Source organism: Amycolatopsis bullii (genome assembly GCF_014654205.1).
GTDB classification, from domain to species: Bacteria; Actinomycetota; Actinomycetes; order Mycobacteriales; family Pseudonocardiaceae; genus Amycolatopsis; species Amycolatopsis plumensis.
In genome coordinates this window covers 212,830-235,069 of record NZ_BNAW01000007.1, presented here as the reverse complement: position 1 = coordinate 235,069, position 22,240 = coordinate 212,830, and the positions used below count along the sequence as shown (strand labels likewise).

General features: G+C 71.8%; 15 protein-coding genes. 8 read left to right on the top strand and 7 right to left on the bottom strand.

The genetic code is table 11. The annotated features are described in order from the left end of the window. Positions 1–12: 12 nt before the first annotated feature. The 5 genes from IE317_RS12505 to IE317_RS12485 all read right to left on the bottom strand — a co-directional run bounded on the left by IE317_RS12505 (position 13) and on the right by IE317_RS12485 (position 10,816). Positions 13–2,397 (bottom strand): SpoIIE family protein phosphatase, encoded by a 2,385-nt coding sequence (locus tag IE317_RS12505; protein ID WP_191309513.1) that lies wholly within the window; start codon positions 2,395–2,397, stop codon positions 13–15. Next, positions 2,394–6,944: a HAMP domain-containing protein gene (locus IE317_RS12500; RefSeq protein ID WP_191309599.1), complete on the bottom strand. Its 4,551-nt coding sequence runs from the start codon at positions 6,942–6,944 to the stop codon at positions 2,394–2,396. The genes IE317_RS12505 and IE317_RS12500 overlap by 4 nt, the downstream gene beginning before the upstream one ends. A 302-nt stretch (positions 6,945–7,246) precedes the next feature. Continuing rightward, positions 7,247–8,218: a magnesium transporter CorA family protein gene (locus tag IE317_RS12495; protein ID WP_229902670.1), complete on the bottom strand. Its 972-nt coding sequence runs from the start codon at positions 8,216–8,218 to the stop codon at positions 7,247–7,249. A 246-nt stretch (positions 8,219–8,464) separates the two neighbouring features. Then, complete coding sequence (locus IE317_RS12490) at positions 8,465–10,366, bottom strand: S9 family peptidase (RefSeq protein WP_191309511.1); 1,902 nt, start codon at positions 10,364–10,366, stop codon at positions 8,465–8,467. A 15-nt stretch (positions 10,367–10,381) separates the two neighbouring features. Further along, complete coding sequence (locus tag IE317_RS12485; RefSeq protein ID WP_191309509.1) at positions 10,382–10,816, bottom strand: DUF6292 family protein; 435 nt, start codon at positions 10,814–10,816, stop codon at positions 10,382–10,384. Positions 10,817–11,006: 190 nt separating this feature from the next. Between IE317_RS12485 and IE317_RS12480 the strand changes: the two genes are divergently transcribed. The 7 genes from IE317_RS12480 (at position 11,007) to IE317_RS12450 (ending at position 16,787) form a co-directional block, all read left to right on the top strand. Further along, on the top strand, positions 11,007–11,444 hold the full coding sequence (locus tag IE317_RS12480) for a DUF6292 family protein (RefSeq protein ID WP_191309507.1): 438 nt from the start codon (positions 11,007–11,009) through the stop codon (positions 11,442–11,444). Further along, positions 11,441–11,980 carry a hypothetical protein gene (locus IE317_RS12475; protein ID WP_191309505.1) on the top strand — a complete coding sequence of 180 codons (540 nt, stop codon included), beginning with the start codon at positions 11,441–11,443 and terminating at the stop codon, positions 11,978–11,980. The genes IE317_RS12480 and IE317_RS12475 overlap by 4 nt, the downstream gene beginning before the upstream one ends. A gap of 86 nt (positions 11,981–12,066) precedes the next feature. Then, positions 12,067–13,449: an FAD-binding oxidoreductase gene (locus tag IE317_RS12470; protein WP_191309503.1), complete on the top strand. Its 1,383-nt coding sequence runs from the start codon at positions 12,067–12,069 to the stop codon at positions 13,447–13,449. Beyond that, complete coding sequence (locus IE317_RS12465) at positions 13,431–14,726, top strand: class I SAM-dependent methyltransferase (RefSeq protein ID WP_191309501.1); 1,296 nt, start codon at positions 13,431–13,433, stop codon at positions 14,724–14,726. The genes IE317_RS12470 and IE317_RS12465 overlap by 19 nt, the downstream gene beginning before the upstream one ends. Positions 14,727–14,826: 100 nt before the next feature. Then, positions 14,827–15,030 (top strand): cold-shock protein, encoded by a 204-nt coding sequence (locus IE317_RS12460; RefSeq protein WP_004558414.1) that lies wholly within the window; start codon positions 14,827–14,829, stop codon positions 15,028–15,030. A gap of 282 nt (positions 15,031–15,312) precedes the next feature. After that, positions 15,313–16,245: an acyl-CoA desaturase gene (locus IE317_RS12455; protein ID WP_191309499.1), complete on the top strand. Its 933-nt coding sequence runs from the start codon at positions 15,313–15,315 to the stop codon at positions 16,243–16,245. Then, the gene (locus IE317_RS12450; RefSeq protein ID WP_191309497.1) at positions 16,245–16,787 is read left to right on the top strand and encodes a polysaccharide deacetylase family protein; all 543 of its coding nucleotides are present in this window, start codon (positions 16,245–16,247) and stop codon (positions 16,785–16,787) included. The genes IE317_RS12455 and IE317_RS12450 overlap by 1 nt, the downstream gene beginning before the upstream one ends. On the opposite strand, the gene IE317_RS12445 is transcribed toward IE317_RS12450, so the two are convergent. Then, positions 16,777–17,793, bottom strand: a complete 1,017-nt coding sequence (locus IE317_RS12445) for an endo-1,4-beta-xylanase (protein WP_229902668.1) — start codon at positions 17,791–17,793, stop codon at positions 16,777–16,779. The two genes, IE317_RS12450 and IE317_RS12445, sit on opposite strands and share 11 nt — an antisense overlap. Positions 17,794–17,873: 80 nt before the next feature. Here IE317_RS12445 and IE317_RS12440 point away from each other — a divergent pair, with 80 nt between their 5' ends. Next, a complete protein-coding gene (locus tag IE317_RS12440) occupies positions 17,874–18,944 on the top strand; it encodes a LacI family DNA-binding transcriptional regulator (RefSeq protein ID WP_191309495.1) in 1,071 nt (356 codons plus the stop codon). A 263-nt stretch (positions 18,945–19,207) separates the two neighbouring features. Here IE317_RS12440 and IE317_RS12435 read toward each other — a convergent pair whose 3' ends face one another. Continuing rightward, positions 19,208–22,240, bottom strand: a complete 3,033-nt coding sequence (locus IE317_RS12435) for a glycosyl hydrolase 115 family protein (RefSeq protein ID WP_191309492.1) — start codon at positions 22,238–22,240, stop codon at positions 19,208–19,210.

Here is a 22,240-nt window from a genome sequence, read left to right as displayed (position 1 = left end):
CCTCTTTTCCACTCACGAGTCCGTCTGGACCTCGATCCCGACCACGCAGGTGTCGTCGTCGGTGTCCGCCGTGCTGTACGTCAGGAGCCGGTCCAGCTGGTGCTCGAGGCCGCCGTCGTGGCCGTCGACCAGGGTGACCAGGCGGGACACCGAATCCTGCACCGGGCGGTCGCGCCGCTCGATCAGCCCGTCGGTGTAGATCAGCAGGATGTCGCCCTCGGCCAGCTGGAGCTCGTCCTCCTCGTACGTCACGTCGCGGACCGCGCCGAGGAGCGAGCCGCGGATCAGGGGCAACGTCGTGGCCGTTCCGTCGCGGTGGCGGACGATCGGGGGCAGGTGGCCCGCTCGGGCCCAGCGCAGCTTGCGGTTTGCCGGGTCGTAGACCGCCGCCACCGCCGTCGCCGTCACGTGATCGGTCAGGTGGTAGGCCACCAGGTTCAGCCAGGTCAGCAGCTGGCCCGGCCCGGCGCCGGTCGCGGCGAGGCCGCGCAGGGCGTTGCGGAGGCTCACCATGCCCGTCGCCGCGTCGATGCCGTGGCCGGCGACGTCGCCGACGCACAGCAGGACCTCGCCGGTCGGCAACGCGACCGCGTCGTACCAGTCGCCGCCGACCAGGTGCTCCTTCTCCGCCGGGCGGTAGCGAACGGCCGCGCGCAGGCCCGGCATGTCGATCGGGCCCTTGGCCGGCGGCATGATCGCGTGCTGCAGCTGCAGCGCGAGCCGGTTGCGCTCCATCGCCTGTTGCTCGGTCTCGGCGAGCCTGTCCCGCGTCGCCGCCAGCGCCACCTCGGTCCAGTGCTGCGACGAAACGTCCTGGTAGGCGCCGCGGACCGCGACCAGTTCGCCACGGCCGTCGACGACCGGCTCGGCGACCACCCGGATGTGCCGGGCGACGCCGTCGGAGCGCTGCAGCCGGAACGCCGTCGACGACGGGCGCTTGTGGTGCAGCACCGCCCGCAGGAACCGGCCGATCGCCGGCGCGTCGTCGGAGTGCGCGTGCCCGGCCAGGTCGTGCAGCGACAGCGGCGCGGAGTTCGGCGGCAGCCCGTACAACGCGAACAGCTCGGTGTTCCAGGTGATCGCCCCGGTGACGACGTTCTCCTCGAAGCCACCGATCCGCCCGAGCCGCTGGGCGTGCTGCAGCAGCACCGCGAGCTTCGCCGCGTCGTCCTGGATGCGCAGGATCAGCAGCACGTTCCCGGCGAAGCGGGTGAGGCTGACGTCGGTGAGCACGGTCAGCGGCACCTGGTCGACCAGGGTGGTGACCGCCATGCTCTCGGCCCGGAACGGCTCACCGGTGGCGTAGACGCGCTGGATCTTGTCGAGCAGGCCGCTCTCCTCGGCCGCGAGCGGGTAGGACTCCAGCAGCCGGGTGCCGACGATCCGGCTGCGCGGCCGCCCGCCAGGGTCGGTGAACCGGACGTTGGCGTGGTGGATGCGGAAGTCGCTGAGCCGGTCACCGCCGTCGACGCACGGCGACAGCAGCACGGCCGGGTCGTGCAGGCCGTCGATGAAGTCGACCAGCTCGCCGAGGAAGTCGCCGCCGGGCGCCGGCGCGACCACGCCGTCCCAGGTGTCCAGGGTGTGCGCGCACAGCTCGGCCAGTGCTTCCAGCTGACGGCGCTGGCGGCCCGGTTCCGCGGGCAGCGGCTCGGGCCAGCACATCTCGACGACGCCGATGATCCGCCCGCCGGTGCCGGTGGGAACGGCCACCCGGCCGCCGCCGGAGAGCGTGTGCTGCCCGATCGACGGCAGCCCGCCGCCGGAGAGGGTCGGGAACCAGACGGTGTCGCGCTCGATCAGCGCGCTGCGGGCCGGCGTCGCCACGCCGGGCGGGACGTAGCACCAGCGCGCCGCCTCCTCGGCGGAGAACCCGGCCGAACCGGCCAGCGTCAGCGACCCGTCCGGCCCGGCCAGCCACACCGCGACGGCGGTCGCGCCGAGCGGCCGCAGCGCGTGCTCCAGAATGGACTCCGCCACGCGCTGGGTGTCGCCCGCCGCGAGCACCCCGCTCTCGGCCGTCCGCAGCCGCACCGCGACGGACTCTTCGCCTTCGGCCCGGGCCAGGAACTCCTGCGTCACCTCGGTGATGCGATCCTCGGCCGCCTCGCCGACGACGTCCGCCGCGAACTCCAGCGGCGTCATCCCGGAGCGCTCGGCCAGTGACTCCAGCTGCTTCGCCGCGTCCGACGGCGTGCAGTGCAGGCGTTCCATCAGCACGCCCTTGGCCAGCTCGATCAGCCCGCGGCCGTCGGCGACGGCGTGCGCGTGGTCGACCTCGCCGCGCAGGCGGGCGACGGTGTCGGCGAGCCGGGCCAGGTTGGCCGACACCTCGGCCGGCGAGGGCAGCACGGGGACGGGCTGGTCTTCGGCGGGCAACCGCTCGTCGCCGATCACGCCGTCACGTGCCGCTTGATGCGGGTGATCAGGTCGTCCGCATCGACCGGTTTCGTGACGTAGTCGGTCGCGCCCGAGGCGAGGCTCTTCTCCCGGTCGCCCGGCATCGCCTTCGCGGTCACCGCGACGATCGGGATCCCGGCGTGCTCGGGCATCGCGCGGATCTTCGCCGTCGCGGTGTAGCCGTCCATCTCCGGCATCATCACGTCCATCAGGATCAGGTCGATGCCGGGGTGCGACGCGACCGTCTCGACGCCCTTGCGGCCGTCCTCGGCGTGCAGCACGTGCATGCCGTGCAGCTCCAGGATCCCGGTCAGCGCGTAGACGTTGCGCGGGTCGTCGTCGACGATCAGCACCGTCCGCCCGGAGAGGGTGGTGTCGACGTCGGCCGCCCGCACCGGCGCGGCCGGCTCGTCCTGGCGGACCAGCGGCAGCACCGCGCCGGGCTCCTCGGCCGACAGGTGCAGCGCGATGCGCTCGCGCAGTTCGTCCAGCCCGGAGAGCACTTCGAGGGACTGCATGTCCGCGCGGGACTGCACCAGCTGCTCGAGCTCGCCGTCGAGCCGGCGGCTGTTGTGCGCGAGCACCGGGACCAGCCGCAGTGCGCTGTCGCCCTCCATCGCGTCGAGGAAGGAGAACGCGGTCCGGTCCGGCAGGTCCAGGTCGAGCACCACGCAGTGGTAGGCGTCGGTGGCCAGCGCGGCGGCCGCCTCCTGCGTGCCGACCGCCGTCACGACTTCGACGTCGGCGGGCGAGAGGCCGATGTCCCGGCTGTCGGCCAGGTCCGCCGCCGCGCTCTCGGCGACGAGCGTCAGCAACCCGTGCTGGCGTTCCTCGACGACCAGCAGCCGCCGGTGGGCGCGCGGGCCGGACGCCGGGACGACCGCGCCGGGGTCGGCCGGCACCACCGCGGTGCCGGGGTGCTCCCCCGCCGGCAGCGGCGCGAAGTCCGGGCGCGCGACCGGCAGCGTGAAGGTGAACGTGCTGCCCTCGCCCAGCGTGCTTTCGGCACTGATGACGCCGCCGAGCAGCTGCGCGATCTCGCGGCTGATCGACAGGCCCAGCCCGGTGCCGCCGTACTTGCGGCTGGTCGTGCCGTCGGCCTGCTGGAACGCGCCGAAGATCGACTCGAGCTGGTGCTCGGCGATCCCGATGCCGGTGTCGGTGACCCGGAAGGCGAGCGCGGGCCCGTGGGCCCGCAGCGGCCGCGGCAGGGTGTCCGGGTCGACCGGCTCGATGTGCAGCTCGATCCCGCCGACCTCGGTGAACTTGACCGCGTTGGACAGCAGGTTGCGCAGCACCTGCCGCAGCCGCGAGTCGTCGGTCAGCAGCTCCGGGGGCGAGCCCGGCGCGACGGTGATCCGGAAGTCCAGGTTGCGCTGCGAGGTCATCGGCCGGAACGTCGCTTCGACGTAGTCGATGAGCTGGCGCAGCGACACCTGCTCCGGGGTGACGTCCATCTTCCCGGCCTCGACCTTCGACAGGTCGAGGATGTCGTTGATCAGCTGCAGCAGGTCCGAGCCCGCCGAGTGGATGATGCCCGCGTACTCGACCTGCTTCGCGGTGAGGTTGCGGGTCGGGTTCTGCGCGAGCAGCTGGGCGAGGATCAGCAGGCTGTTGAGCGGGGTGCGCAGCTCGTGGCTCATGTTGGCCAGGAACTCCGACTTGTACTTCGACGCCAGCGTCAGCTGCTGGGCCCGCGCCTCGAGCTCCTGGCGGGCCTGCTCGATCTCCAGGTTCTTCGTCTCGATGTCGCGGTTCTGCGTGACCAGCAGCGCCGCCTTCTCCTCCAGTTCGGCGTTGGACGACTGGAGCTCTTCCTGCCGCGCCTGCAGTTCCTCCGAGCGGGCCTGCAGTTCCGCGGTCAGCCGCTGCGACTCGCCGAGCAGCTCGTCGGTGCGGGCGTTGGCGACGATGCTGTTGACGTTGACGCCGATCTGCTCCATCAGCAGTTCGAGGAACGCGCGGTGCACCGTGGTGAAGCCGTGCACCGAGGCCAGCTCGATCACGCCGAGCACCTGGTCCTCGACCACGATCGGCAGCACGATCAGGCTGGCCGGCGCGGTGCTGCCCAGGCCGGAGGAGATCGTGGCGTAGCCGGGCGGGACGTCGTCGACGGCGATCGCGCGGCGGCTGCGGGCGGCCTGCCCGACCAGCGACTGCCCGACCCGGAAGCGGACGGCCGGGCCGTCGCCGTCGTCCGGGTGGCCGTAGGCGCCGACGAGCCGCAGTTCGGGCACGTCGGCCGTGTCGTCGGCCAGGTAGAAGGCGCCGTACTGGGCGTTGACCAGCGGGACCAGCTCGTCCATCACCGCGGCTGCGACCACGGCGAGGTCCCGGCGGCCCTGCATCAGCCCGGTGATCGTGGCCAGGTTGGACTTCAGCCAGTCCTGCTCCTGGTTCGCCCGGGTGGTCTCGCGCAGGGACTCCACCATCGAGTTGATGTTGTCCTTCAGCTCGGCGACTTCGCCGGAGGCGTCGACGGTGATCGAGCGGGTCAGGTCGCCCTCGGCGACCGCACTGGTCACTTCGGCGATCGCGCGGACCTGGCGGGTGAGGTTCCCGGCCAGCTCGTTGACGTTCTCCGTCAGCCGCTTCCAGGTGCCCGACACGCCCTCGACCTCGGCCTGACCGCCGAGCCGGCCCTCGCTGCCGACCTCGCGGGCCACGCGGGTGACCTCCGCGGCGAACGCGGAGAGCTGGTCGACCATCGTGTTGATCGTGGTCTTGAGCTCCAGGATCTCGCCGCGGGCGTCGACGTCGATCTTGCGGGTCAGGTCGCCCTGCGCGACGGCGGTGGTCACCTGGGCGATGTTGCGGACCTGCCCGGTGAGGTTGTTCGCCATCGAGTTGACGTTGTCGGTGAGGTCCTTCCACGTCCCGGCCACGTTCGGCACCCGCGCCTGGCCGCCGAGCATGCCCTCGGTGCCGACCTCGCGGGCCACGCGGGTGACCTCGTCCGCGAACGCGGACAGCGTGTCGACCATCGTGTTGATGACGTCGGCCAGTGCCGCGACCTCGCCCTTGGCCTCGACGGTGATCTTGCCCGACAGGTCGCCGCGGGCGACCGCGGTGGCGACCTGGGCGATCGAGCGGACCTGGCCGGTCAGGTTGGACGCCATCACGTTGACGTTGTCGGTCAGGTTCTTCCAGGTCCCGGACACGCCGCGGACGGTGGCCTGGCCGCCGAGGTTGCCTTCGGTGCCGACCTCGCGCGCCACCCGGGTGACCTCGTCCGCGAACGCGGACAGCTGATCCACCATCGTGTTGATGGTGTCCTTCAGCTCGAGGATCTCGCCGCGGGCGTCGACGCGGATCTTCTGGGACAGGTCACCGCGGGCGACCGCGGTGGTGACCTGGGCGATCGAGCGAACCTGCGCGGTGAGGTTGTCGGCCATGACGTTGACCGACTCGGTGAGGTCCTTCCAGGTGCCCGAGACGCCCTTGACGTCCGCCTGGCCGCCCAGCCGGCCCTCGGTGCCCACCTCACGCGCCACCCGGGTGACCTCGTCCGCGAACGCGGACAGCTGATCCACCATCGTGTTCAGCGTGTCCTTGAGCTCCAGGACCTCGCCGCGGGCGGTGACGTTGATCTTCTGCGAGAGGTCGCCCTTGGCGACCGCAGTGGCGACCTGGGCGATGTTGCGGACCTGGTCGGTCAGGTTGCCCGCCATGAAGTTCACCGAGTCGGTGAGGTCGCGCCAGGTGCCGGAGACGCCCTTGACGTCGGCCTGGCCGCCCAATCTGCCTTCGGTGCCGACTTCTCGCGCGACGCGCGTGACCTCGTCCGCGAACGACGACAGCTGGTCGACCATCGTGTTGATCGTGTTCTTGAGCTCGAGGATCTCGCCGCGGGCGTCGACGGTGATCTTCTGCGACAGGTCGCCCTTCGCCACCGCCGTCGTCACCTGGGCGATGTTGCGGACCTGGTCGGTCAGGTTGCCGGCCATGAAGTTCACCGAATCGGTGAGGTCGCGCCACACCCCGCCGACGCCGGGCACCTGGGCCTGGCCGCCGAGGCGGCCTTCGCTGCCGACCTCGCGCGCGACCCGGGTGACCTCGTCCGCGAAGGACGACAGCTGGTCCACCATCGTGTTGACGGTGTCCTTCAGCTCGAGGATCTCGCCGCGGGCGTCGACGTCGATCTTCTGCGACAGGTCGCCCTTCGCCACCGCGGTCGCCACCTGGGCGATGTCACGCACCTGGGTGGTCAGGTTGCCGGCCATGGCGTTCACCGAGTCGGTGAGGTCCTTCCACGTGCCGGACACGCCGGGCACCTTGGCCTGCCCGCCCAGCTGCCCCTCGCTGCCGACCTCGCGCGCGACGCGGGTGACCTCGGAGGTGAACAGCGAGAGCTGGTCGGCCATGCCGTTGAAGACCGTGGCGATCTCGCCGAGCAGGCCGTCGGCCCCGCCCGGCAGCCGGATGCCGAAGTCGCCGTCGCGGACCGCGGTCAGGCCGGCCAGCAGCCGACGCAGCTCCTGCTCCCCCGCCTCGCCCACGCCTGCGGCTGCGACTTTGGCACCCGGGCGCGTCCCTTCGACCATTGCCCCGCTCATCCGCCACCCGTTTCTTCGGTTGTCCCGCTGCGTGCACACCGGATGGCTCAGCATAGTGCAGCTGCACTATGCTGAGCGGCAACGGTTGAGCAACCAGCCGCGCCGGTGTCCACGTGCGCTCCCAGGCGGTGCTCGAAAGCCTTTCCTTCTCCCGCAGGCCATCCGGCCGCATTGCCCCGTTCGGCTGAACGCCGTCCCGGGGTCCGGTGTCGTGCGCGCCAACGCCGCCGCCGGGTTCCGGCGCGCCCGGAATCAGCGTCCGGTGTGGACACTCCACTGTGGATCTCGGGTCAGAGCCAGTCCTTCTTCTTGAAGATCCCGTACAGCCCGAGCGACAGCACCAGCACCACGGCCGTCGACGTCCAGAACCCGGCCGGTGTTCCGTTGCCCGGGTACGGCACGTTCTGGCCGTAGAACCCGGTCACCGCGGTCGGCACCGCGATCACCGCGGCCCAGCCGGTGACCTTCTTCATGATCAGGTTGAGCCGGTTGCCCTGCAGGTTCAGCTGGGTCTCCCGGACGGTCGCGATCAGCTCGCGCAAGGCCTCGGTCTGCTCGGCGGCCTGGCGGGCGTGGTCGTGGACGTCCTCGAAGTACGGGCGGGTCAGCTCGTCGGCCAGCTGCAGGTCCGGGCGCATCAGGGAGCTGATCACCTCGCGCATGGGCAGCACGACGCGGCGCAGCGCGGTGAGGCTCTTGCGCAGCCGGAACGAGCGGCGCTGCAGTTCCGAGGAGTCCGGCCGGTCGGCGAAGACCAGGTCCTCCAGGGCTTCGACTTCGTCGTCGAGCGCCTGCACCGCCTCGTACTGCCCGTCGACGACGTGGTCGAGCAGGCCGTGCAGCAGGAACGGCACGCCGGACTTCGCCAGCTCCGACGCCTGGTCCCAGCGGCGCACGACCGGCTCGATGGCGAAGCCGTCGTCCTTGCGCACGGTCACCAGCGCCCGAGGCGTGACGAAGGCGCCGAGCTCGGCGGTGGTGACGCGGCCGGTGGCGGCGTCGAACTGCACCGCGTAGGCCGCGAGGAACGCGTGGCCGTCGTAGCGGTCGAGCTTGGGCCGCTGGTGTTCGGCGACCGCGTCCTCGACCGCGAGGCGGTGCAGGCCGAGTTCGCCGGCGAGCTGGGCCAGGTCCGCTTCGGTCGGCGCGCAGAGGTCGACCCAGACGGTCGTGTCCGGTTCGGCCAGGAAGTCCGACACGTCGTCGATCGGAAAGTCTTCCTTCTGCAGCACGCCGTCGCGGTACACCCGGGTCCTCGTCATGCCGGCGGAGTGCCCGATCGGCCCGGCCTTCACACTCCGCGCCGGTGGTGTCCGACGACTCCCCGGCCCCGGGGAACCGCACGATCGCGGCGAACTGCGCCATCCGGCGTGCACACCCGCCCCGGGGCAGAGGGCGTACGCCCACACCCGCGCGGCCCGAGGCGCGGGCGATCGAGCGGCTCAGGCCGATCAGCGCGTGCATGGCGACCGGGTAGCCGGCGACATCCGGCTCGGCGAACGGTTCGGCTAAGCGAGCAGCTGCGCGAACCAGTCTCGCGTCCGGTGCAGGAAGTCGATCTGGTGCGCGCGTTCCCGGAGCGAGTGGCCCTCCCGCGGGTAGACGACGAACTCGTGCGGCCGGTCACCGAGGGCGGTGTGCAGGAGTTCGGCCTGGGAGAGCGGGACGTTCGTGTCGTCTTCGCCGTGCAGGATCAGGACGGGGGTCGCGATGCGGTCCGCGTACGTGATCGGGCTGTTTTCCCGGCCGCCGAGGGCGCGGTCGTAACGGCCGTGCTCACCGGTCGCCGCGAGCAGCGGCCAGTCGATGACGCCCGCGTTGACGAGAGCCGCCTTGAAGCGATCCGTCTGCGTGACGGCCCAGGCGGCCACGAACCCGCCGTGGCTGCCGCCGCCGATGCCGAGCCGTTCTCCGTCGGCGACGCCGGCTTCGACGAGGAGGTCAATTCCGGTGAGCAGGTCCGTGAACTCCGCGCCCCCGACGTCACCCGCGACACTCGCCGCGAAGGCGTGGCCGTGGCCCAGGCCGCCGCGCATGTTCGGCAGGAAGACCGCCAGCCCGGCCGCGGCCAGCCATTGGCCGCAGCGGAACCAGCCGAGCTGGAACCGGTCTTCCCAGCGGTCGTACGGGCCACCGTGGACCAGGGTGACGAGCGGGAACGGCCCGTCGGCGCGGGTCCGGCCGGGCGGGAGGATCAGGAGCCCGTCGAGGTCCAGGCCGTCTTCGGCTGGGTAGGACAGCCGTTCCTGGACGCCCCAGGGGATCCCGCGCAGCTGCGGCGCGCCGAGCCGGGTGAGCGGGCCGCCGGGTGGTCCGCAGTGGACGGCGTCCGGCTCGGTGGCGGTGCTCGCGACGACGGCGATCCGGCCGCCGCCCCCGCTCAGGCCGAGCAGGCTTCCGGTCGCACGCGCGAGCTCGGTGAAGGCGCCGGTGGCGGGGTCGAAGCGCCGGATCGTCGTGTCGAGACCTTCGGCGAACAAGGCCAGCAACGAGCCGTCGCCGGACTCGGCCGGTTCGATCGGGCAGACGCTCATCCCGCCGGTGAGGTTCCGGTGGCCGCGGGCCTCGAAGATCGCGTTGCCGCCGATCAGGCCGGGCGGGGTGACGCCGCGGTAGGCCAGGTGCCAGCCGGCTTCGTCGCGCCACCAGGTGAGCTGTTCGGGCTCGTGCGCCGGGACGCCGAGGTCCTGCCGGGCACCGGTGGCGGGGTCGACGAGGTGCAGCCCGGGGTCGAAGCGCCCGGGCTCGCGGTCGGCGACGGACCAGGTGAGGACGGCGAGACCGCGGCCATCCGGCCGCGCGGCGGCTTCGACGACGTGCCGCCGGCCGAAGTCGCCGAGCGGACCGACAGCGTGGGTTCGCAGGTCGAGGCGCCAGAGCCGATGGGCCGGGGCGACGGAGTCCCAGGGAGAGAAGGCAGGGTGGCCGGCCCCCGTCGGAACCGGCTCGGGGTGCGCCGCACCCGCGTCGGCGGCCGCCCGGACCACCCTTACCCGCGGGTCGGCGGGCGCCGCGTTCTCCTCCGGCGCAACGAGCACTACCGCTTCACTGTCCGGCAGCAGGAGGTACTCGTGGATGCCAGGGCGCCAGTCCGTCAGCTGCTCCGGCTCGCCGCCCTCGCGGCGGACCCGATGCAGCTGCGGCGTCCCGCGCTCGGCCCGGTCGGACAGGAAGTACACCCACGCCGCATCGGCCGACCACCTCGGCTCCCGATCGTCCGCCGCCGCGGCGGCGAGCTGCCGGGGCGGCTCACGGCCGTCCGCGGGCGCGATCCACAGCCCGCTCTCCGGATACTCCCCCGCCCGGCCCACCGGCGAACTCGCGTAGACCACCCACCGGCCGTCCGGGGACACGCGCGGGGCCTGCGGCACCATCCGGTCGACCACGGCGTCCGCCGTCAGCTCCCCCATGCCCCCAGTCTGCCATCAGCCGCGCCCGGCGGGCCTCGCCTCCGGGACCATCGCCAGCAGCCGCTCGTGGTCGCCCGCTTCGCGCAGCACCGGGGGCTCCGGGGTGCCCGCGTCCGGGTCGTCCGCCCGGACGGCCGCCAGGAACCGGACCACCGCGCGGGGCTCCGGGCAGGCTTCCCCGCCCAGGTAGGTCAGGACCGTCGCGCCGGTGGCGCCTTCGATCGCCGCCGCCCAGCCGTGGACTTCGTCCCAGACCAGGGCCAGGTCGTGGCCGGGAAAACGGGACAGGCGCCAGTCGAGGGCGATGTAGGCCGCCGCGGGCGTGCCCGCGTCGAGCGTGCAGGACTCGAGCCCCACCCCCACGGCCCTGGCCACCGCCCCCACGTAGCCGCGCAGCCGCCGCTCGAACGAGAACTCCGTGTCGCGCCCGAAGTCGATCAGAATGCTCAACGCCGCCTCGCTTTCCCCGTCCGGCCGCGGGATCCTCCGCGGTCCCCCGATCGGGTACCCCGGTTACACGCTGTTCAATCCCGGCGAACCGGACAGTGATGTCGTCTATCCGGCGACATCTCACTTGTCATCGAAACGACGACATGTTAGAACCGAGGTATCCGCAGAGAGAGAAAGGCGACACACCCCCGTGACCGCATCGATCGAACTCCCGACCGGTTACCAGCACCCCGCCGTCCCCGCGCTGCTCGACTACCTCCGCGACGTCACCGCCGAGCTCGGGATCGGCCTCGAGTCGTGCACCCTCGACCACGACGGCCCGGTTTCGGCCTACGTCGCCCTCGACACCCGGCTGCCGCACTACCCCGACCGGGACGTGGCCCTGCTGTGGGACGAGGAACGCGGCTGGGCGGCGGCGATCGAGACGCACTCCGGTGAGGACCTGATCGTCCTGCGCTACCTCGGCGGCCCCACCGTCGCGCCGTCGCCGCGCCGGGTCGCGCGGTTCGTCACCGCCCTGCACGAAGACGACCACACCGTGGGACGACCCGACCCGGTCAAGCTCCGGAGCGCGGGCGACGCCACCGCGCTCGCCGCGCTGCTGCGCCGGCCCGCCGTCGCCCGATGACGGCGCCACTGCCCCTGCCCGAGAGCTTCGCGCTGACGTTCCGCGGCTACGACCGCGAGCAGGTCGACGAGCGGATCGATGAGCTCCTCGCCGAAATCCGCCTGCTCACCACCGATCGCGACGCGGCCGTCGCCGAGGCCGAACACCTCGCGCGGCAGCTCGAACGGGCCCGTGCCGACCACGCCGAGCTGAGCGCCCGCACCGACCGGCTGTGCCGCACGCCCGCCGACCCGGCCGCCGTCGGGGACCGCGTCCGCCACCTGCTCGAACTGGCGCACGCGGAAGCCGGCGGAATCGTCGAGACGGCCCGGGAGCGGGCCGCCGCGATCATCCGGGACGCGGAAGAGGCCGCGGACCGGCGCACCGCCGACGCCCGCGCGCGGGCCTACCGGATCGTCGACGACGCCCGGCAGCGTGCCGACCGGCTGGCCGCGATCGAGCGGCGCACCGCCGATCGGCTGCGGCAGATCGACGCCTTCCTCGCCGACGCGGAATCGCTCCTCGACGGGCAGACTCCGCTCCGTGCCGTCGCCTGAGCCGTTCCCACCACTCGGGACGGGCGGGAAAACCGTGCCCTGGCGGCGCAGTGCGTCCGCCGTCCGCGTGAGGCAGGATCGACTTCGTGACCATCGATCAGGCCGGGGCGCCGGCCGCCCCGGCGTTCCCCGAGCACGAAGCCCGTGTCGACGCACTGAGACAGCAGCTCACCGCGATCGACGGCGAAGCGACCGTCCGGCTCGCGAAGCGGACCTCCAACCTGTTCCGCTCCCGGGCCGCCGCGAAGCACCCCGGGCTGGACGTCTCCGGCTTCACCCACGTGCTGCACGTCGACCCCGATACCCGCACCGCCGACGTCGAAGGGATGGTCACCTACGAACAGCTCGTCGACGCCACCCTGCCGCACGGGCTGATGCCGCTGGTCGTGCCCCAGCTGAAGACCATCACGCTCGGCGGCGCGGTGACCGGCCTCGGCATCGAGTCCTCGTCCTTCCGCAACGGCATGCCGCACGAGTCGGTACTGGAGCTCGAGATCCTCACCGGGGACGGCCGGATCGTGCTGGCCACGCCGGACAACGAGCACCGCGACCTGTTCCACGGTTTCCCGAACTCCTACGGCACCCTCGGCTACGCGCTGCGGCTGAAGATCCTGCTGGAACCGGTCAAACCGTTCGTCGAGCTCCGGCACGTCCGCTTCCGCGACCGGGACACCTACTTCGGCGCCCTGCGCGAGGCCTGTGACAGCGGAGAGCACGACTTCGTCGACGGCACGGTCTTCGGCCCGGACGAGCTGTACCTGACGCTCGGGACGTTCCGCGACACCGCGCCCGCCACCAGCGACTACACCTGGCTGGACATCTACTACCGCTCCATCCAGCGGCGCGAGACCGACCACCTCACCACCCGGGACTACCTCTGGCGCTGGGACACCGACTGGTTCTGGTGCTCGCGCGCGTTCGGCGTCCAGCACCGGCTGCCCCGGCTGCTGCTCGGCCGCCGGTTCCTGCGGTCCTCGGTGTACTGGAAGGCCGTCGCGCTCGACCGGCGGTTCCGCATCGCCGAGCGGCTGCTGAAGCTCCGGCGCCTCCCGCCGGAGGAGACGATCGTGCAGGACATCGAGGTCCCGCTGGACCGGGCCGCGGAGTTCCTCGAGTTCTTCGAACGGGAGATCCCGATCAGCCCGGTCTGGATCTGCCCGCTGCGCCAGCGGCCCGGCGGCGTCCGCTGGCCGCTGTACGAACTGGACCCCGAGGAGCTCTACGTCAACTTCGGGTTCTGGTCGGCCGTGCCGCTGGACCCGGGCGAGCGCGACGGCGTGCACAACCGGATGATCGAAGCCGAGGTCAACCGCCTCGGCGGGCACAAGTCGCTCTACTCGGACAGCTTCTACACCGAGGACGAGTTCTGGCGGCTCTACAACGGTGACGCCTACCGGGAGCTCAAGCGCACCTACGACCCGCGCGAGCGGCTGCTCGGCCTCTACGAAAAATGCGTCCGCCGCCGGTGAAAGGAACGAACGTGACCCAGGAAAGCATCACCGTCGGCGCCGTCTTCGAACGGCTGCTCGGCCCCCGCGCCGAGGTGTCGATCACCGCCTACGACGGCAGCCGCAGCGGCCCGGCCGACGCGCCGGTGGCCATCGAGGTGCGCTCGCCGCTGGCGCTGGACTACCTGATGTCCTCCCCCGGCGACCTCGGCCTCGCCCGCGCGTACGTCGCCGGCGCGCTCGAGGTGCAGGGAGACCTCTACACGGCGTTGCGCGCGCTGGCCACGCAGGTCGACCAGCTCACCCCGGCCGACCGGCTGTGGCTGCTGCGCAGGCTCGGCCCGCGGCACCTGCGGCTGGTGAAGCCGCCGGCCGAGGAGCACCCGAGCCGGTTCCGGCGCGGGATGACCGCGCTGCGGCACTCGAAGGCGCGGGACAGCGAAGCCATTTCGAGCCACTACGACGTGTCCAACCGGTTCTACGAGCTGGTCCTCGGCCCGTCGATGGCCTACACGTGCGCGGTGTTCCCGCACGAGGGCGCCACGCTGGAGGAGGCCCAGGCGCACAAGTTCGACCTGGTCTGCCGGAAGCTCGGCCTCAAGCCGGGCATGCGGCTGCTCGACGTCGGCTGCGGCTGGGGCGGGATGGTCGCGCACGCCGTCCGGCACTACGGCGTCGAGGCCATCGGCGTCACCCTTTCGCGTGAACAAGCCCAGTGGGCGCAGAAGAACATCGTCGCGCTCGGCCTCGCCGACCGCGCCGAGATCCGGCACCAGGACTACCGAGACGTCACCGAGACCGGGTTCGACGCGATCTCGTCGATCGGCCTGACCGAGCACATCGGCGCCCGCAACGTCCCCGGCTACTTCCGCTTCCTGGCCGGCAAGCTCAAGGCGCACGGACGGCTGCTCAACCACTGCATCACCAACCCGGACACGAGCGTCGCGCACCGCTCGCGCGGGTTCATCGACCGCTACGTCTTCCCGGACGGCGAGCTGGAGGCACCGGGCGAGCTCATGACGGCCATGCACGACGCCGGACTGGAGGTGCGCCACTCGGAGAACTTCCGGGAGCACTACGCGAAGACGCTGGCCGGCTGGTGCGCCAACCTCGACGAGCACTGGGACGAAGCCGTCGCCGAGGCCGGTGCCGGGCGCAGCCGGGTGTGGGCGCTCTACCTCGCGGCCTGCCGGCTGGCCTTCGAACGCCGCGAGATCGAACTGCACCACATCCTCGGCGTGCGGACCGACAGCGAGGGCGGGATGGGCATGCCGCTGCGCCCCGATTGGGGAGTTTGACCACCGGGGGTGGCCACGCGGCGCGGGTGATGCGAGGATGGTGGGGAGACCGGGTGTCCGAATGGGACATCCAGGCTCACAACAAAGAGTAGGTATGGGTATGGCTCAGGGCAGTGTCAAGTGGTTCAACGGCGAAAAGGGCTTCGGCTTCATCGCGCAGGACGGCGGGGGTCCGGACGTGTTCGTCCACTACTCCGAGATCCAGGGCAGCGGCTTCAAGTCGCTCGACGAGGGTCAGCGCGTGGAGTTCGAAATCGGCCAGGGCCAGAAGGGCCCGCAGGCCCAGCGCGTCAGCGTCATCTGAGCCACGAGGCAGCCTGAGGCCCTCGCCCCGACCAGGGGCGGGGGCCTTTCTCGTCGGCTGCCACACTGCGGATTCACAACAGTCCGGTAACGTGGGTGAGGTACGAGAGCACCCCCGTATGCCGGCGTCCGGCCGGCCTCACTCTCGCACCGTGGCCTTGAGGCCGATCGCCGGCAGGAGCGGCGACCCGCCCGGCCACCCGCCAGACCGCTGACCGCCGGGTGTTCCCGCCCCCGGCCTCCCGCGCCCCCCGCGCGGCGTAGACCTCGAATCGAGTAGTGCATGACCGCCTCCGTGAAGGCTGCCCGGCCGGTTCCGAAACCCGTGCTCTCCGGCAAGCAGACGATCCCCGAGCTCATCACCATCCGCACGTTCCTGCTGGTCCCGTTCGTGGCGCTGGCCGTCGCCGTCCCGGTGTTCTGGGGCTGGGGCGTCAGCTGGCTCGACCTCACGATCGCCGGCGCGTTCTTCGTGGTGTCGACACTCGGCATCACCGTCGGCTACCACCGCTACTTCACCCACGGCTCCTTCCGCGCGAAGCGGGCGCTGCGGATCGCGCTGGCCATCGCCGGCGGGCTCGCCGCGCAGGGCCCGGTGCTCGTCTGGGTCGCCGACCACCGCCGGCACCACGCCTTCTCCGACCGCGAGGGCGACCCGCACTCGCCGTGGCTGTTCGGGACCTCGCCGGTGGCGCTCGCCCGCGGGTTCTGGCACGCGCACATGGGCTGGCTCTTCGGCCGCGACAAGACCAACGTCGACCGGTTCGCCCCGGACCTGGCCGCCGACCGCGACCTGCGCGTCGTCGACCGGCTCTTCCCGCTGTGGGTGGTGGTGAGCCTGCTGCTCCCGCCGCTGCTCGGCGGCCTGATCACGCTGTCGTGGTGGGGCGCGCTGACCGCGTTCCTGTGGGCGGGCCTGGCGCGCGTCTCCTTCCAGCACCACGTGACGTGGTCGGTCAACTCGATCTGCCACATGATCGGCGAACGCCCCTTCGCCAGCCGCGACCGCTCGGCGAACTTCTGGCCGCTGGCCATCCTGTCGATGGGCGAGTCCTGGCACAACACCCACCACGCGGACCCGACGTCGGCGCGCCACGGCGTGCTGCGCGGCCAGCTCGACGTCTCCGCCCGGGTGATCTGGGTGTTCGAGAAGCTGGGCTGGGCGTGGAACGTCCGCTGGCCGACGGCGAAGCGGCTGGCCGCGCTGGCCCGCTGATGGACACCGTCGCCCTGACCTTCGACGACGGCCCGTACCCGGAGACGACCCCGGCGCTGCTGGCCGCCCTCGGCGGCACGCGGGCGACGTTCTTCCTGTGGGGCGAGCACGCCGAGGCGCATCCGGCGCTGGTGCGGGCGATCGCCGCGGCCGGGCACGAGATCGGCAACCACACCTGGACCCACCCGCGGCTGACCACGCTCGATCGTCCGGCGCGCGACGAGGAGGTCCGGCGCACGCAGGACCTCCTCGCCGAGCTCACCGGCACCCGCCCGGTCCTGTTCCGGCCACCCTACGGCGACACCGGCCCCGCCGTCGCGGAAACCGTTGCGGCACAAGGACTGACCGAGGTGCTGTGGACGGTCGACACCCGCGACTGGGCGGGGTGCTCCGCGGACGAGATCGTCGCCGCGGCCGGGCAAGCGCAGCCGGGCGGCGTCGTGCTGATGCACGAAGGCCGCCCGGCCACCCTCGATGCGGTCCCCCGCATCCTCGCCGCGCTCACCGAGCGCGGGCTGCGCCCCGGTCCGGTCAGGGGTTGAGGGCGAAGTACGCCGGCTTCGGGCGCAGGTTCTCGTCGAACAGGCAGGCCGCGCCTTCACCGGGGAAGACGTCCGGGACCCACGAGTGCCGGTCCGTGAAGCCCCACGTCGTGAACTCGACGCACTTGCGGACGGCGTGGCAGCCGTCCCACAGCTGACCGAAGTAGCTCGCCTGGGTGGCGAGCTTGGCCGCGTCGGGCGGGGTCGGGATCCGGACGTCGGCCTCGGTGACCGCGGTCTCCACGCCGATCTTGGCGAACCGGGCCAGGTTCTCGCGGTACTGGCCGGGGAAGCCGTACTGGATGGACAGGTGCCCCTGGATGCCGACGCCGCTGATCGGCACGCCCTGCCGCCGCAGCGTCTTCACCAGGTTGTACACCGCGTCGCTCTTCGGGTTGATCCCTTCGATGTTGTAGTCGTTGATGTACAGCTTGGCGTGCGGGTCGGCCGCGTGCGCCCAGCGGAAGACGTCGGCGACGAAGCCCTCGCCGAGCTTCTGGTGGAAGACGGTGTCGCGCCAGGTGCCGTCTTCGTTGAAGATCTCGTTGACGACGTCCCAGGCGCGGATCTTCCCCTTGTACCGCTTGACTTCCGTGGTGACGTGGTCGCGCAGGACCCGGCGGAGCTCGTCGGCGGGCAGCGCGCCGACCCAGTCCGGGAGCTGGGAGTGCCAGACCAGCGTGTGCCCGCGGACGGTCTTGTGGTGCGTCTGCGCGTACCGGACGATCGCGTCCGCGCCGGACCAGTCGTACTGGCCCCGCACGGCTTCGATCGTGCCCCACTTCATCTCGTTCTCCGGCGTCACGTTGTCGAATTCGCGCGTGAGCACCGCCCGGTAATCGGTTTCCGAAGCCAGGTACGCCGCGGCCACCGCACTGCCGACGTAACGGTTCGTGGTGTATTGCAGCGGCACCGACGCCGACGCGGCAGGCGCCTGCCACGCGGCAATACCCATGACGGCCGCGACCGTCGCGAGGACGCGTTTCTTAGGAATTCTTCCCGACATCTTCACCCTCCGTGAGACAATAGTGTTCCGAAACTTTCCAACCGTTTCAAATCAGGTTTCGATGACCTAGAATCTCCGTCATGACAACGAAGTCTGACGAGCTCGAGCCGACCGAGTCCCGGGTGACCATCGCCCGGATCGCCGCCGAGACCGGTGTCTCCGTCCCGACAGTTTCGAAAGTGCTGAACGGCCGTCCCGACGTCGCCGAAAGCACCCGCGCCCGCGTCGAAGCCGTCATCGGGAAATACGGGTACCGGCGGCGGGCCGACGAACGTTCCCGCCGTTCCCGGCTGCTGGAACTGATGTTCCACGAACTCGAAAGCACGTGGGCTCTTGAAATCATCCGCGGGGTCGAGTGCGTTGCCCGTGAAAACGGAATGGCGGTGGTGCTGGCCGATTCGTCGGGCCGGCACACGCCCGGGCAGAGCTGGCTGGAGAGCGTCCTCGCCCGGCGGCCGGTCGGCATCGTCTCGGTGTGCTCGGACTTCACCGGCGGGCAGCTGGCGAAGCTGCGGGCCCGGGACATCCCGCTGGTCGTGGTCGACCCGGCCGGCGCGCCGGGGCCGGAGACGCCCTCGATCGGGGCCACGAACTGGCAGGGCGGGCTGACGGCCACCCGGCACCTGATCGACCTGGGCCACCGCCGGATCGCGATGATCGGCGGTCCGGAAGGGGTCCTGTGCAGCCGGGCCCGGATCGACGGGTACCGCACGGCACTGGAGACGGCCGGCCTGGCGTTCGACCCGGCGCTGGTGCGCCGCGGCGACTTCCACGTCCGCGCCGGTTACCGGGAGCTGGCGTCACTGCTCACCCTCCCGGACCGGCCGACGGCGGTCTTCGCCGGCAGCGACCTGCAGGCACTCGGCGTGTACGAGGCGGCGCGTGACGCGGGGCTGCGCATCCCGGACGACCTTTCGGTGGTGGGCTTCGACGACCTGCCGATCGCCCGCTGGCTCACCCCGGAGCTGACCACGGTCCGCCAGCCCCTGCAGGAGATGGCGGCGGCCGGCGCCCGGCTGGCGATTTCGCTGGCCCGCGGCGTGGACCCGGAGAGCCACCGCCTCGAACTGGCGACCAGCTTGGTGGTCCGCCACAGCACGGCGGCCCCGGCGCACCGCGGTTACCGAGTGCTGACCGGCGGAGCGAGGTAGGGATCGAGGCTGATCCACGGCCGGCGGGCGCGGCGCCGGCTGTCGTTCAGCACGATCCGGGCGCCGGAACTGTCGGTGCCCACCGGTAGAGTGGAAAACGGGGGGCGCCCCCGGCGGCCGGGTGCTCGGCAGCCCTTCCGGCCGGTGCGAAGCCGGGCCGGGTCCTTTCGCCCCGCTCGCTCCGACGCCCCGGGCGAACTCGCTCAGCACGGCCACCGCAAGCTCGCTCGCTTCGCGCCCTCCGGCGCCCCGCGCGAGCCCGCTCACCACGGCCACCGCATGCTTTCCGGCGGCCCCAGGTAGCTCGGCCGCAGCCCACCCGTGTCGATCACCAGCTTCTGCACGATCACCGCCGGGTCGACCATCCAGAACTTGAGCACGTGCGGTCCCGCCGCCCCGATCACGTGCTGGGTCGCCGTCAGGTTCACGTTGTCCGAAGTGGTCCGTTCCCACTGGCGGTTCATGGACGTGTCGTCCGCCCCCGTCGCCTTCGTGATGTTCACGACCTGCGGTTCCGCGTCGTCGAACGCGATCGCGTACCTCAGCCCGTCGCCCGCGAGCACGTTGCTGCGCGGGGACAGGTACGCCCACACCGTCACCGGCCCGGTCGTGAACAGCGTCGTCCGGTACTCCAGGCGCGGCCCCGTTCCCGGTGCACGGCTCGCCGCCGTCACCGGGAACGGGGTCATCCCCGCCCCGGTCCGTCCGATGTCCGGGATGCGCCGCCACGCCACCTCGCCGGCGCCGACGTTCGCGCTGCAGTGGTCGGCCTCCATCGACACGTACCCACCGGCTTCGACGAACCCGCGGACCGGCGAGGCCGGATTGCGCACGACGGCGTCCACCACGACCGAGCTCCCCGCGCCCGACACCGTGATCGGCACCGTCGTGGTGCCCTTCGGGGCCCGGCGCCAGTCGATCCGGACGGTCATCCGCAGCTCCTCGGTGACCCGGCCGCCGCGCGGCTCGACCAGCACCCACGGCGCACCGGGCGAAACGGTGCAGCGGAACGGGGTCCGGCCGCGGTTGAAGACGTCGACGTACTGCGGTGGCGCGCTCTGGTAGGGACTGAACTCCGGCAACGCCGGCCGTCCCGCGGCGCCGGGCCACGCGTCCGGCGAGCCGTCGACCGCGATCCCCAGCGCGGCCGCGGCCGGCACGTCCACCCGCCGGACCGCCGGGAAGATCACGTCCGGCAGGGCGACGTTGTCCTTCTCCGGCTGCTGCCACGGCGCGTTCGGGCCGTAGCGGGCGACGTCGCCGTAGTCGATGTGCGGCTGGGTCTGGAAACCCTTCCACTTGCCGCCCGCGATGCCGGTGTTGTACTTCTCCGCCAGCGCCAGGTCGTCGGCGAACCGGGCCTCGGTCACGGCGGCCAGCGCGTTCGCCGACGCCCGGCCCTGGGCGGCGTACAGCAGGTTGGTGAACTCGGCCCGCCGCAGCGCGTACAGGTTCGCCGTCGCCTGGGCCGCGTACTGGACCAGCTCGTAGAAGGCGTCTTGGAACGCCTGGGGCAGCCGCGCGCCGATCTTCGCCACCCGCGCCGCGAGGTCGTGCCACTCGTCGGTGACGCGGTCCAGCTCGCGGTAGTTGACCAGGCTGAACGGCGTCATCTGGTCGTCGTAGGTGATCGTGCCGGCCGCGTCCACCGTGATCCGCCGGTTGAGCAGCTCCGGCTTGCGGCGGGACTGCAGCCGCCCGTAGTCGTGCAGCACTCCGGCGATGTCCGCCGCCAGGGCCGCGCCGAAGTTCTCCGAAGCGAACTGACGCTCCCAGGTGGACAGTCGCTCGGCCGGCAGCGAGGCGGGGTCCCAGGCGTAGTCGAGGAAGAACTGCAGCGGCAGTTCGTTGCCCTTCATGTCCCCGACGTTGGCGACCCACAGCCGGTCGTTGCCGAAGGCGTACGCCTGGTGCAGCTGCTCCCACGTGTTCGCGAGCAGCGCGGTGTCGACCCACTTGTAGTTGCGGCCGCCGCCGACGTAGTCGAAGTGGTAGTAGAGCCCGTACCCGCCGGGGTGCGGCGGCAGGGACAGGTCGGGCATCTTGCGGATGTTGCCCCAGTTGTCGTCGGTGAACACGACGATGACGTCGTCCGGCGGCCGCAGGCCCTTGGCCCAGTACCGCTGGACTTCTTTGTAGAGGGTCCAGACCTGCGGCACCGTGGTGAGGTCGCGGCCGGTCTCCCGGGCGAGGATCTCGCGCTCGGCGGCGATGATCTCCCGCATCAGCTCGATGCCGTCGCCGTCGGGGAGACCGACGTCGCCGTTGCCGCGCATGCCGAGCGTGACGACGCCTTCGAAGTCCTCGCGGACCATCCGGCGGATCCCGTCGGTCCAGTAGGCCTTGATCGCTTCGCCGTTGCGGCGGAAGCTCCACTCCCCCGTGCCGCCGTACGGATCGTGCCCCGGGGTCGTGATGGTCCCGGCCGCGTCGCGGACGGCGGGCACCGCGTGCCGGTTCCACTCCTCGATGCCGCGCATCATCGGCGCCTCGTGCGAGGTGCCCATCACGATGCCGTACTCCTTGGCCGTGGCGTGGTTGAGCGGATCGTCCTCGGCGAACGCGCGACCCCACACCGCCGGCCAGAGGTAGTTGGCCCGCAGCCGGAGCATGGTCTCGAAGACCTTGGCGAAGAACAGGTGGTTGAAGCCGTTCGGGAAACCGGGTGCCTGGCCCGGCCCGAAGTAGGCCGGGGCCCAGGTGCCGAGCGCCGGGTTCTCGTCGTTGATGAAGAAGCCGCGGTACTTCACGTGCGGGGTGCCGAGGCTGAACCGCTCCCCCGGCAGGTGCAGCTCCGCCTGCCGCCGCGGCGGCACGTCCGCCCACCAGTACCAGGGCGAGACGCCGATGCGCCGGGAGACCTCGTAGACGCCGTAGATCACCCCGCGCTGGTCACTGCCGGTGAGAACGAGCCGTCCGTCGACGACCTGGCTCAGCGACGTCTCCCACTTCCCGGCGATGCCGGTGACGTCGAGCTTCCCGGCGGCGACCAGGTCGTCGACCAGCGGGCTGTGGCCCAGGGTGCCGACCACGACGACCGGGCCGTGCGCGGGCACGACGTCGAACGACACCGCGGGCCGCACGCCGGTGACGCGTTCGACGTCGGCAGCGAGGTCCCCGACGACCCGCCGCACCCCGGGCAGGTCGCCCGAGCCGACCACGATCGTCGCGGCCTTCCCCCGCGACACCAACGGGAATCCGGTTCCGGCTTCGGCCAGGCCCGGCAGGGCCACGGACCCGGCCCCGGCCAGCGCGACCAGGTGCAGGAAGGCACGACGGTGTACCTCGGACGGCAC